Source organism: Hyphomicrobium denitrificans ATCC 51888 (genome assembly GCF_000143145.1).
GTDB classification, from domain to species: domain Bacteria; phylum Pseudomonadota; class Alphaproteobacteria; order Rhizobiales; family Hyphomicrobiaceae; genus Hyphomicrobium_B; species Hyphomicrobium_B denitrificans.
The window spans coordinates 1,883,259-1,895,735 of sequence record NC_014313.1 but is presented as its reverse complement, the minus strand read 5'-3'; the positions used below and the strand labels follow the sequence as shown (position 1 = coordinate 1,895,735).

General features: G+C 62.9%; 12 protein-coding genes. 6 read left to right on the top strand and 6 right to left on the bottom strand.

Features of this window, described 5'->3' with window-relative positions:
• Positions 1-67 precede the first annotated feature (67 nt).
• From HDEN_RS09155 to HDEN_RS09145, 3 genes are read right to left on the bottom strand one after another with little or no spacing between them, the layout of a single operon-like run.
• Entirely contained in the window at positions 68-637 is a 570-nt protein-coding gene (locus tag HDEN_RS09155; RefSeq protein WP_013215826.1) for a retropepsin-like aspartic protease family protein, read from the bottom strand.
• 43 nt (positions 638-680) lie between these two features.
• Entirely contained in the window at positions 681-1,385 is a 705-nt protein-coding gene (locus tag HDEN_RS09150) for a retropepsin-like aspartic protease family protein (protein ID WP_013215825.1), read from the bottom strand.
• A gap of 6 nt (positions 1,386-1,391) precedes the next feature.
• On the bottom strand, positions 1,392-3,020 hold the full coding sequence (locus HDEN_RS09145; RefSeq protein WP_041921620.1) for a sensor histidine kinase: 1,629 nt from the start codon (positions 3,018-3,020) through the stop codon (positions 1,392-1,394).
• A gap of 98 nt (positions 3,021-3,118) precedes the next feature.
• On the opposite strand from HDEN_RS09145, the gene HDEN_RS09140 reads away from it, so the two are divergent.
• From HDEN_RS09140 to HDEN_RS09130, 3 genes are all read left to right on the top strand, one after another.
• Positions 3,119-3,685, top strand: coding sequence for a thermonuclease family protein (locus tag HDEN_RS09140; RefSeq protein ID WP_013215823.1), 567 nt, complete (start codon positions 3,119-3,121; stop codon positions 3,683-3,685).
• A 5-nt stretch (positions 3,686-3,690) separates the two neighbouring features.
• Complete coding sequence (locus HDEN_RS09135; protein WP_013215822.1) at positions 3,691-4,302, top strand: glutathione S-transferase family protein; 612 nt, start codon at positions 3,691-3,693, stop codon at positions 4,300-4,302.
• Positions 4,303-4,414: 112 nt separating this feature from the next.
• The gene (locus tag HDEN_RS09130; RefSeq protein ID WP_041921963.1) at positions 4,415-4,912 is read left to right on the top strand and encodes an Lrp/AsnC family transcriptional regulator; all 498 of its coding nucleotides are present in this window, start codon (positions 4,415-4,417) and stop codon (positions 4,910-4,912) included.
• 12 nt (positions 4,913-4,924) lie between these two features.
• On the opposite strand, the gene HDEN_RS09125 is transcribed toward HDEN_RS09130, so the two are convergent.
• Together HDEN_RS09125 and HDEN_RS09120 are read right to left on the bottom strand one after the other, a co-directional pair.
• Positions 4,925-5,818, bottom strand: a complete 894-nt coding sequence (locus HDEN_RS09125) for an NAD(P)-dependent oxidoreductase (RefSeq protein ID WP_013215820.1) — start codon at positions 5,816-5,818, stop codon at positions 4,925-4,927.
• Positions 5,819-5,916: 98 nt separating this feature from the next.
• Positions 5,917-6,576, bottom strand: a complete 660-nt coding sequence (locus tag HDEN_RS09120) for a hypothetical protein (protein WP_013215819.1) — start codon at positions 6,574-6,576, stop codon at positions 5,917-5,919.
• 219 nt (positions 6,577-6,795) lie between these two features.
• On the opposite strand from HDEN_RS09120, the gene HDEN_RS09115 reads away from it, so the two are divergent.
• Positions 6,796-8,031, top strand: coding sequence for a threonine ammonia-lyase (locus HDEN_RS09115; RefSeq protein WP_013215818.1), 1,236 nt, complete (start codon positions 6,796-6,798; stop codon positions 8,029-8,031).
• 98 nt (positions 8,032-8,129) lie between these two features.
• Here HDEN_RS09115 and HDEN_RS18355 read toward each other — a convergent pair whose 3' ends face one another.
• Complete coding sequence (locus HDEN_RS18355) at positions 8,130-8,294, bottom strand: hypothetical protein (RefSeq protein WP_013215817.1); 165 nt, start codon at positions 8,292-8,294, stop codon at positions 8,130-8,132.
• A 340-nt stretch (positions 8,295-8,634) separates the two neighbouring features.
• On the opposite strand from HDEN_RS18355, the gene HDEN_RS09110 reads away from it, so the two are divergent.
• Entirely contained in the window at positions 8,635-10,959 is a 2,325-nt protein-coding gene (locus tag HDEN_RS09110; protein WP_245256602.1) for a DUF4384 domain-containing protein, read from the top strand.
• A 225-nt stretch (positions 10,960-11,184) separates the two neighbouring features.
• Positions 11,185-12,363, top strand: coding sequence for a type III PLP-dependent enzyme domain-containing protein (locus HDEN_RS09105; RefSeq protein WP_013215815.1), 1,179 nt, complete (start codon positions 11,185-11,187; stop codon positions 12,361-12,363).
• Positions 12,364-12,477 lie beyond the last annotated feature (114 nt).

Sequence of the window (12,477 nt, the reverse complement as noted above, 5' to 3'; positions counted from 1 at the left end):
GAACCGATCGCGCGGCACGCGCAACAGTGGACTGGCTAATGGCGTCGGGGTGAGAGACTTAGAGGAACTACTCTTGAAGCACTAGGGTTCCGGACCGCATTTCGACGCGGGAAAGTCGTCCTAAAAATGACATTCCGAGCAGTGTCCGGTCGGATTTACCCCGTTCGGACACGACCCCGGCGACATTGCGAACCGTAATGTCTCCGATCTCGATCCGGGAAATTGTGACAGGGGCGACCCGAGCCGTTCCATTGGCCGTTTGCGCGATGCCCGTGAAGTCTGCCGGATTGACGTAGATGCCGGCGCGGCGGGCATCATCGTATGTGAGCGCCACGAGAGACGCTCCGGTATCGACCATGACGCCGATGGTGCGTCCGTTGATCTCGGCTTCGGTCTGGAAATGGCCATAGGCGCCGGCCGGCAATGCGACGGTGCCACGTTCAGCGGCCGGTCGCTTGGCCTGCGCGGCCTGCGGAGCGTCGGCGCTCGCAGTGGGATCAGCGTCGGGCGCGGTTTCGAAAAGACTTCTCGCGAACCCCGCGACGACTCCCGGATGCGTGAGCGTATAGGCAAAGCCCGCAGCGCCGGCGGTCGCGAGCGCGAGGGACGCATAAAGACTGACGGTTGCCGAAGACATTATCGAAGCTCCGAGCCTCATGACGGGAAGCGAAAAGCTGTGCCTATTGCCTGAGCGTAATGAAGTCTCCGGCCACCTGATAAGACGTGAGACGCCTTAAGAAACTCATACCGAGCAAGCTTTCGTTAAGAGTTCCGGGCTTTGCGACGAGCGCCTCGACATCATCGATCGTCAATTGTCCGACACGAACGGACTTGAGCCGGACGGGCGCGAGATAGCTGGTGCCGTTCGCGGTCTTGAGCGGCGTGTCGAACGTCACATGAGTGACATCGATGCCGGCCTTCTCGGCGTCGGATTGACGGAGCACGACGGTCGCGGCGCCGCTGTCGACCAGCATCGGGAACGCCTGCCCGTTGACTTCCGCGTTGGCAAGGAAGCCGTCATCGATTTTGCGAATGCGCACCGATGCGGGCGCGGACGCCGTCGCGATCGACGCAGCGATGTCGCGATCGCTCGACGTGAGTTCGCCGTGCGCTACCGCGAAAAAGTTCTTGATCATCGGGACCGGATCGACCCGCGTCGAGACGGCGCCGACGACTGCGATAGCGCCGAGAGCGGCGATCGCCGCGAGGCGGCCGAAGCGTCGCTCGTTGTTATGATGCGAGAGCAGATATAGCAGGATCAGCGCGCCGATGACGGTGATCGCGATCGGCGGGCCTTGCATGGCTTCGAGACTGGAGCCGGTGAAAAGCAAGTACAGCAGCGCGCCGCCGAGCGCGACAATTGCCGATATGAGAAACGCGAACATCGAGCCTCACAGTCCTCCGCTGGCGCGATACGGCGTTGCTGCACCGTAAGGCGACGCAACACGCATGCGCGGCTGGCGTGCGGGGCGCGGCGCGGGATCGCGGTGACGTTCCTCGCCGAGGGGCTGCAGGGGCGTGATGATCTGCAGAACGCGCTGGCGCGGCAACGTCACCGTCACCTCGGTGCCCTTGCGCAGCTCCGACTGGAGATCAAACGTTCCGCCGTGCAGGCTGATGAGATTCTGGACGATCGGCAGGCCGAGACCGGTGCCACCTTCCGCCGTCTGGTGCGCGAGCGAGCCTTGACCGAATGCCTGGAGCACACGCGGGATTTCGTCTTTCGGAATGCCGGGGCCAGTGTCGGAAATCGTCACGAACTGTCCGCCGTCGGATGTATGCCCGACGGTGATTACGATGCGTCCGCCGCGCGGCGTGAACTTCAGTGCGTTCGACAAGAGGTTGAGGCAGATCTGGCGCATGGCGCGCGGATCGGCCCACACATGCGGCAGATCCGGCGCGAAGTCTTCGACGATGTGCAGCGTCTTGGCATCGGCCTTTATCTTGATCAGACGCCGGCAGTCCTCGGCGATATCCGTCAGACGAACCGTTTCCTCGTGCAGGTCGTAACGCCCCGCTTCGATGCGAGAGAGATCGAGGATCTCGTTGATGATGCAGAGGAGGTGATTGCCGCTTTCGTAGATGTTGTGCGCGTATTCGCGATACGTGTCGCTTCCGATCGGCCCGAGAATTTCTTTCTCCATGACCTCGGAAAAACCCATGATCGCATTGAGCGGCGTTCTGAGTTCATGGCTCATCGTCGCGAGAAAACGCGACTTGGCCTTGTTCGCGGCTTCAGCGCGCCGCCGCGCTTCGTCCGAGATGGCGCTCGCTTCTTCGAGTTCCGAGATCAGGCTGTCCTTTTCTGCGCGGTACTCGACCATCGCGAGGGCCGTCGAATGCAGGCCTTGCGCCAGGTAGACGAAAAAGACGTGGATGCCGATCGCCATCGACGCGAGCGCGAAATAGAACGGATCACCGAGCATGAAGAGGCGGCCGGTGACCGCCAGCGTCATCGGCACGGTGCCGGCAAGAAACACGTGCGGCAGCGTCGATGAAAACGTCATGCGGATCGCGAGCACGACCATCAACGTCGCGAAGATGAAGACATGCGAGGAGAACGTCGCCGGAAGAGAATGCGCGGTCGGCGTGTTTGAGATACCGATCAGCGCGAACGCGGCGAGCGCCAGGCCGTTGATGGCCTCGACGCGCACGAAGTGGCGGCGCCATTGTCCGACGTTGACATCGGCGCGCGGAATGGAGAGCAGCCGCCGGCATTGGTCGAGCATGTAGACGCGCGAGATCGACACGATCGCGATCCACATCGTCGCTTCCATCAGCGACGCCCAGAACATGGAGGCGATGTAGAAGATGAAGCACAGGGCCGGCATGGCGAACGGCGCGCTGGTCTCGTTGCGCGCGAACATCGTCAGCAGTTCGTATTCGAACTCGGGCTTGTGCGCGGTGCCGTGGGTGAGCCGGTCGCGAAACGATCGCAACTCGTCGTCGAGGTTCGAGCGACGCGGCGCGCGAGGTTGATGCGCGCGACCCGTTTCGACGCTGTCTGCGTTATCGTCCATACTGCCGGCATACCCACTGACGTGCCGCAGCAACCCAACGCTCGCGACCTCCCGTAAAGTGGCGTTAATTCGTTAATGCAAGGCTTAAAGCAGTGGCGATGCAGCGAAAAACCGGGGTTTGGCGGAGCTGGTCGCGGGCCCGGCGGCTCAAAGCCGTGCGGATGGCGGCGCTGGTGGCCCTCGCTTTGGCAGTGGGGTATCTCCAGCGAGGACGCGGGTCTAGGCATGCCGATCCGGGCGCGCCATTCCCGCCGTCCGTCAGCGGTCGCGCCGATCTGATCGACGGCGACAGTCTCCGGGTCGGCGGTCATGAGGTTCGCCTGAAAGGCATCGACGCGCCGGAAGGGCGGCAGACGTGCCGGAAGAACGGAGCGCCCTGGCAATGCGGAAACGCCGCGCGCGATGCACTAGGCCGGATGATCGGCCGTGAATCCGTCACCTGCTCGGTGAGCGAACGGGACCGTTTTGGCCGGCTGCTGGCGACCTGCCGGATTGGAGACCGCAACCTCAACGCCGCGATGGTCGCGGCCGGAATGGCGGTCGCCTACGGTAGCTACGAACGTGAGCAAGCGGCCGCAAAAGCCGAACGCCGCGGAATATGGGACGCGGAATTTCAGATGCCGCGCCAATGGCGCGACGAAAATAACGGCTCATACGCGAGGTAGGAAACATGCTGATTATCGAAACAAAACGCGCGCCGAACCCGCGTCGGGTCACGATCTTTCTCGCGGAAAAAGGCATCGACGTTCCGCGTGAGGAACGCGATCTGATGACCGGCGATCTGCGTCTCGACGACTTTTCGGCCGTCAATCCCTGGCAGCGTGTACCGGTGCTTGTTCTTGACGACGGCACGGCCATTTCAGAGTCGGTCGCGATCTGCCGCTATTTCGAGGAACTACAACCCGAGCCGCCGCTGTTCGGAACGGGTGCCGTCGGGAAAGCCGAGGTCGAGATGTGGAACAGGCGGGTCGAACTCGGCCTGTTGGCCGCCGTCGCCAGCGTCTTTCGTCACCTTCACCCGCGGATGGCGCATCTCGAAGTGCCGCAGGTGACGCCTTGGGGCGAGGCCAACAAGGAGAAGGTTGAGGCCGAGTTGACGAAGCTTGATCGCCGCCTCGCGGAAAGCCCGTTCATCGCCGGCCCTGAGTACTCGATTGCCGACATCACGGCGTTGGTTGCGATCGACTTCATGAAGCCGGCCAAGCTGGCGGCGCCCGATGGACACGCCAACGTCATGCGCTGGTACCGCGAGGTGGCAGCGCGGCCCAGTGCATCCGCTTAGCGGTCGCGATTGAAAAATATTTCCAACATTTTTATTGACTAAGGGCCTGCGAAAAATATTAATCTCAGATTTCGGGATCAAATTAAAATCATGTTCCGGAGAGGCCGTGATGTTGGATGAAATGGATGTCAAAATTCTGCGCATCCTGCAGGAAGACTGCACGCGGCCGGTTGCCGACATCGGCAAGGAGGTCGGGCTCTCGACGACGCCCTGCTGGCGGCGGGTGCAGAAGCTCGAAGAAGCCGGTGTCATTCAGCGCCGCGTCGCCATCCTCGACGCGCATCAGATCAACGCCGGCGTGACGGTCTTCGTCTCGATCAAGACCGACAAGCACTCGCTCAACTGGCTGGAGAAATTTCATACCGCCGTCGCCGAATTTCCGGAGGTCGTGGAATTCTATCGCATGTCGGGCGACATCGATTATCTCCTGCGCGTCGCCGTTCCGGACATCGCCGCTTATGACGTCTTTTATAAAAAGCTGATCTCGCGCATCGAAATCGCGAAAGTTTCGTCGGCATTCGCGATGGAGCAGATCAAGTACACGACCGCGCTGCCGTTGCAGTTCGCATTGCCCGCGAGCGAGGCGAAGCCGGAACGCGTCGAAGCCTGACCCGTCGCTCGATCACGACTTCGGTTTGTTGCCTGATTTCGGATCGAGGCGCGCAATAAGGCTCGACGTATCCCAACGGCCGCCACCGTCAGCCGCGATCTGAGCATAGAAACTATCGATGAGACGCGTGGCCGGAAGTTCGGCGCCGTTCGAAGCGGCTTCGCTCAGGCAGATGCCGAGATCCTTGCGCATCCAATCGACCGCGAATCCAAAATCGAATTCACGCGCGTGCATCGTCTTCCAGCGGTTCTCCATCTGCCACGACTGCGCCGCGCCTTTTGAAATCGTTGCGATCAGCGCTTCGATATCGAGCCCTGCATGTTCGGCGAAATAGATCGCTTCGGCGAGGCCTTGCACGACACCCGCCACCGCGATCTGATTGCACATCTTTGCAAGCTGACCCGAGCCCGATGGTCCCATGCGACGGACGCTGCGTGCGAATGCGGCGATCAAAGGTTCTGCGCGCGCATAAGCGGCCTCATCGCCACCCGCCATCACGGTCAATGCGCCAGCCTCGGCGCCGGACTGGCCGCCGGAAACGGGGCAATCGAGAAAATGCAAACCGCGAGCTTCGGCGGCGGATGCAAGTTCGCGCGCAAGCTGCGCCGACGCCGTCGTGTGATCGATGAAGATCGCGCCCGGCTTCATCGCTTGAAACGCGCCGTCAGGGCCGGTCGTCACGCTGCGCACGTCATCGTCATTGCCGACGCAGGCGAATACGGCGTCGCAATCGCGCGCGGCCTCGGCAGGCGTCGAAGCCGTTTCACCGCCAAACTGCTCGCGCCATTTCGCGGCTTTCTCAGCCGAGCGGTTATAGACGACGACGTCGTGACCGCCGCGGGTCTTGAGATGCCCCGCCATCGGATAGCCCATCACGCCAAGTCCGAGCCATGCCACTTTCGCCATGCCGTCAATTCTCCTGCGCCCAGCCGGGCTTTTACAGCTGGCTTATACAGCGGATCGTGTGCCGCGTGCGTAGCGGCGAAACGACGTTACTCGGGAAGCTAGTCGCGATCGTCGGGATAGCGGCCGCCGAATTGCGCATCGCCGCGCATCGGCACGCCGCGAACCGTGCAGACCGCGTCGTCGCGTCGGTCGCGCACGCAATCGACATGCCTTTGATCGGCCAATCGCCATTGCGAGAATTCAGGACCGAAACTCGCCGCAGCCTTGCTTCGCCAGGCTTCGATGGCGGCGCGGCGCGCATCCTGCTCGCGCACGTCGTAGGGGACGCTGCGGTCCGGCGCGTTAGCCGTTGCTTCGATGGGACGGCTCGCGGCGGACCCAGGAGGCGGCGCGGATTCGCCTGCTGGCGGCGGCGGGCGATCAGGAGGCACGTAAGCGTCGCCCCGATTGTTGCGATCGTCACGATCGGATTCATCGGCCTGACCGGGCGGAGGCGGGCGCCAGGCATCGTCGCGACCGGTGGGCGCGGCGGCCTGCGGCCTCGCGACATTCGCTGGCGCATATTTCGGTTCCGCCGGAACCCGTCCCGAGGAGTTGGCCGGTGAATACTCGGCGTCATTGCCCGCCTGGTTTCCCTGCCCATAAGGCCGGTACGAATACTTCGCGTCGGCGGCGCTATCGGCGGCCATCGCCACGGTCGGCGCGAGGCCTGTCAGGAGCACCAGCGTCAGCACGGATATCGGAAGTCGGCCATACATTCAGATTGCTCCACTGGCTGGTAAACGCGCGCTGAACGGCTTGGCGGCGCCGAGTCTCCATCGCGCATCTGAGTTAAATCCGAATGGCATCGTTAGGGAACATTCAGGTTGCTTTACTCCATCGCCGAGATGCCGCGGAGAATCGAAACCGGGCTATGCTATGAGCCTCGATGATCCCAACCTCAGCGCTGCAAAAGCGGCGGAATTGAAGACATTCTAATGTCCAAGCTCTTGCCCGTCACCTATAGCGACGTCGTTCGTGCCGCTGACGCAATCCGCGGCGCCATCATCGAAACGCGGTTCCAGCCCAGCCGCACGCTCAGCACGCTTCTCGATGCGGAAATCTGGCTGAAGTTCGAGAACCTGCAGTTCACCGCCTCCTACAAAGAGCGCGGCGCGCTGAACAAGCTGCTGTCCCTGACCGAAGCCGAGCGCAACGCGGGCGTCATCGCCATGTCGGCGGGGAATCACGCGCAAGGCGTCGCCTATCACGCGCACCGTCTCGGCATTCCGGCGACGATCGTGATGCCCGCCTCGACGCCGACGATCAAGGTCGAGAACACGCGCGGCCACGGCGCGACGGTGCTTCTCGAAGGCCAGACGCTCGAAGACGCATCGCAGTTCGCCGTCCGTTATGGGCAAGAGCACGGGCTGACGTTCGTGCATCCCTTCAACGATCCGGTCGTCATCGCGGGACAAGGCACCGTCGCGCTGGAGATGCTCAAAGCGACGCCTGATCTCGACACCCTGATCGTGCCGATCGGCGGCGGCGGATTGATATCCGGGATGGCGATCGCGGCGAAAGCCATCAACCCGAAGATCAAGGTCGTCGGCGTTGAAGCGCAGCTTTACCCATCGATGCTCAACGCGGTGAAGAAATCCTCGCTGCCCGTCGGCGGCGACACGCTCGCCGAAGGCATCGCGGTGACGCTGCCGGGCGACGTGACGAAGTCCATCATCGAGGAGCTTGTCGACGACATCCTGCTCGTGTCGGAAGCCGACATCGAGCGCGCGGTCGCGCTGCTCATCAACATCGAGAAGACGGTCGTCGAAGGCGCGGGCGCTGCCGGTCTCGCGGCGCTGCTTGCTGCAAAACGTCTGTACAAGGATCGCAAGATCGGGCTCGTGCTCTGCGGCGGCAACATCGATACGCGCCTGCTGGCGAGCGTGTTGACGCGCGAGATGGCCCGCGAGGGACGTCTCTCGCGGCTGTCGATCGATCTTCCCGACCGGCCGGGCCAGCTTGCGCGCGTCTCCGGCCTCATCGGCGGCGTCGGCGCGAACATCCTCGAAGTCTATCACCAGCGGATTTTCACCGACGTTCCCGCTAAGGGCACGGAACTCAACCTCGTCATCGAAACGCGCGATCGTGCGCATCTCGATCAGGTCGTTGCTGGGCTCAAAGGCGGCGGCTACTCGGTGCTCGTCAAAGGCTCGGGTTCGGGCGCGCTTTGAACGGCGAGCGAGGCAAAGAAAAAGCCTTACGCAGATGAAGCGTAAGGCTGAGTTAGATCGGGTCGAGGGGATCGGGCCGTGAAACTCTGAAATCAAACCTACCTGGAGGTGGAAGCTGCGACGCTTGCGGGCAACGGATCGGGCGCTGCCAGCGCGAGCGTGCCGAGCAGGATCCCGCCCGAGATCAGGAAGCACAGCGCCATGGTCAAGCGTGTCAGCTTGTTCGCGCGGGCATTCCGGTCATAAGCGGCTTCGAGATCCATCTTCGGTCGCCTGTCTTCGCTTCAACCAAGTAAGTCGTCGCTTCAAACCAAGTAAGATTCTTGTAACCGAGTTTTGCCGCGCGGTCGAAGCCGAACTCGCCCTATCGCTAATGCAAGAATTGTAAATTTAACGGATTGTTCATTCCTGTTAATGCGGCGCGTCCGCGAGGGCGGTACGGAAGGCTGCGGCCGGAAAGCCCGACGCGATATCGGCGCATTGGCGATAAGGCCATCTCGCCACTATGGTGCCGCGCCGTGGCCGTAGCGACAGAACTGCGGAATGGGGGAAGGGGTCCCGAGGGGTACTTTGGTTGGTGCGCTCATAAAATTGCGGAAGCACGTGCTCGCGCTCTGCCTGATCGTCGGTGCCGCGTGGGGCCTCGGCACGGCGGTTGCCGATGACGTTGTGCCGTCGCCGCCCGATATGACGGTCGCCGCGCCGTTGGCACCCAAAGACGCGCAGGGCGTTCCGCCGCGTCCCGAAGAGCCGCGCGCCGCCAAAGCCTACGACACGCTCAGCACGCATTGCGCCCGCTGCCACCAGACGGGACGGCTCGAGCTTCCGCTGGCGTCCGGCGGGCTCTCGAACATTCTCGCCATCGACGATCTGGCGCGCGATCCGGTTCTGGTGAAGCCCGGCGTGCCCGATGCATCGCGCCTCTACGATGTGCTCGAAACGCGGCATGCGCCGCTCGATGTGTTCACCAGCGGCTCCGTCGCCGCCGAGCCCCAGCCAGAGGACATCGAAAGCATTCGCGGCTGGATCAGAGACCTGCCGCCGTCCACGCAAGCATGTCCCGTCCGCCATCCGGTGCGGCCCGACGACATGGACAAGATGATGCGCGATGCGCAGCGCCTGGAGCGCGACCAGGCCGGTGACGTGCGCTTCATCACCTTGGCGCATCTCGACAACGCCTGCGCGACGCCCGCCGAAATGTCGGCTTACACGCAGGCGCTGAACAAGCTGATGAACTCGCTCTCGTCATCGGCCGAGCCCGTGAAGCTGACGCCGCTCAACGCGGGCGGAACGGTCTTCTCGTTCCGCATGTCCGATTTCGGTTGGGATGCGCGCCGATGGAAGCTGATCGAAAGTGCATATCCCGCCGTGCTCGCGCTTCCGGTCGCGTCGGATGTTTTGCAAACGGCCGGAACGAAAGTGCCGATCGTCGATGGCGATTGGCTTGCCGCCGCTGCAGGCGAAGCGCCGCTCTACTATGAATTGCTTGGCGTGCCGGAAAAACTCGCGGATCTCGCCAAGCTCAATTCCGTCGATATCGAGCAGAGCATCAAGACAGCGGCGGCGCGACGCATCGCGATCGCAACCAGTGCCGTCACGCGCGGCAATCGCCTGATCGAACGCCATCCCGGCAGCCGTGGCGGGCTCTGGCTGGTCTACGATTTTGCGACGACCTCCGGCGATCAGAATATTTTCGAGAACCCGCAAGGCCCGCACTCGGCGCTCTATGGGCAAAAGCCATTCAAGCCCGATGAAATCCGCGCGATCTATGTTCTGCCGAACGGCTTTTACGCGTTCGCTCTTTATGACGCCGCAGGCAATCGCATCGACCGCGTTCTGCCGGGCATCGAAAAACCATACGCAGGCGTCGAGGCCGATGCCGTCGAGCCGACAACCAAAACCGGCGTCAAATGCTTCGCCTGCCACAGCGATGGCCTCGTCGAAGCCAAGGACGATTTCAAAACTGCCTTCGATGCATCGGCGCCGCTGAGCCCAAGCCGCGCGACGGCGCTCCGCTTGTTCGGCACAGACAGCGAAAACACGCTGTTGCTGATCGGCAGCCGCGACCGCTATCACCTCGCGGTTCGCAGCGTCGGCATCGATCCGAACGCGCGCCTGCGTGGCGCCGAACTCGTCACCGGCCTCGCCGAACGCTATCGCGAGGGCGCGGTGTTCGAGACGGCGCTCGCTCAGATCGATCGCGAACGCGACGCGTTTCTCGCTGACTTGACGGATGCTCGTGGCGCGGCCGCTCCGCTCGCGCGCCGTCTCCTGCACGGCGTGCTGTCGCGTTCCGAACTCGAGCGACTATTCGCGCTTCTGAAAGGCATCGACGTGCCGTCGCCGGCAGTCGCGCGTCCCGGCGGCTTCCTGCACGAAACGAAATCCGACATCGGCCTCAGCATGTGGCTGGACAAGCCGCGTCCAGTTTCCGGTGATCTCGTGACGGTCAAGATCGAGGCCGACAACGATTGCTATCTGACGGTCATCAGCGTCGACGCGGCAGGTGTCGCGACCGTCCTCTTCCCGAACGATTTCCAGACCGACAATCTGCTCTCCGCGTCGCGGCCCGTCAGTATTCCGCCCGCGGAAGCGCCCTTCCAGCTCCGCTACAAGTCGGAGGGCAGCGAAACGCTTCTGGCGCGCTGCTCGACGAGCGCGACGCCGCCGCTCGGCATCGAGCACGATTTCGAGCGCCAGAGGTTTACGGCCCTCGGCAACTGGGAAAACTTCATCGAGGATACGCTCGTCACCGAATGGGAACTGCGAGCCAGCCCGGAAAAGGCGGAGCGCGCGCGTGTGGCCCGCTCGGGCGCCCTGCGGCGGCGGCGGGATCGCGGCGAACGCATCGAGCCGCCACGGCCCGACGTTCCGACCGACAAGCCGTTGCGCGACGGCCGCGCCGTTCTTGTTCTTGGGCCGAAGTAGCGGCGCGACGGCGCAGGTTGTGACGCGCGTGTGACAATCGCGGTGCTGACGGTGAGCACGTGACGGCAACCAATTTTGCAGCAACAGAGCGCGCCCGTTCTAAAGACCTTTACATGCGGGATCGCGCCACCTAAATGCAGGCCCTTATTGCCGCAAGGAAAGTGGGCACCGCTCGGCCGCCGCAGACCAACACGGATGGTTCCTTCTGCAGGAGGTTCTTTCGCGATGGAGAAATTCGCAACCGCGCTCGAGATGGTGACCGAAATGAAGCCGGAAGGCCCGGTCTTCGCGGCACGTCCGCACGCCGCTGGCCGCGCCGCGCGCTGGTTCATCAACAATTTTCCGGGCGAAGTCGCTTACGCTTACAAGGCGAACAGCTCCGTCTTTCTGGTCGGCGCGCTCTATGGCGCCGGCATCACGCAGTTCGACGTCGCCTCCGTCGCCGAGCTTGAGGATGCCGCGACCATTCCGGGCGTGCGCCTGCATTTCATGCATCCGGTGAAGTCGCGTTACGCCATTCGCCGCGCCTACTTCGACTACGACATCAAGTGCTTCGCGCTCGACACCGAGGACGAGCTGCAGAAGATCGTCGAGGAAACCGACGGCGCGAAGGATCTCGAACTCTTCGTGCGCATTTCGGTGCCCGCGAAGAACAGCCGCGTGCCGCTCGAACATAAGTTCGGCATCACCGGCCAGAAGGCGCAGAGGCTGCTCGTCAAGACGCGCCAAGTCGCGGACGAACTCGGCATCACGTTTCACGTCGGCTCGCAGACGACGACTCCCGACGCCTACGCAATGGCGTTCGAGGAAGTCAAAAAGCACATCGTGAAAGCCGGCGTCGTCGTGGATGCGATCGACATCGGCGGCGGTTTTCCATCGCGCTATACCGACAGTGTGCCCGCACGTCTTTCCGACTTCATCGAGGTCATCAAGTCATCGATGGACAAGATGCCGGTGACCGAGCATTGCCGCCTGATCTGCGAGCCCGGACGCGCGCTCGTCGCCGAGGCGGAAAGCCTGATCGTCAAGGTCGATCTCAGGAAGTCCGGTAATCAGCTTTTCATCAACGACGGCGGCTACGGCGCGCTGTTCGACAGCGCCCACATCGGCTTTGTTTTTCCGGTGCGCTTGATCCGCCCCGGCCTCGATCCGAATGAGCCGCTGGAGCCGTTCGAGCTTTGGGGACCGACGTGCGACTCGATCGATCGCATGAAGGGGCCGTTCATGCTGCCCGCTTCGGTGCGCGAAGGCGATTACATCGAGATCGGCAATATCGGCGCTTACGGCCGCGCTCTCGCGACGCGCTTCAACGGCTATGGCGAATACACCGACGTCATCCTGCAGGATGAGCCGATGTATTCGATCTATACGGAAGAAGCCGCGCCCGTCGCTCGCAACGCCTGAGCTTGCTTTAGCACTTCCCGCAGACCCACACGTCATGGCCGCCCTCGAGGCGGCAATCCAGGGCACCACGTTCGGGCAGCACCATGCGCGTCTCTGGATGGCTGGGTCAGTAGC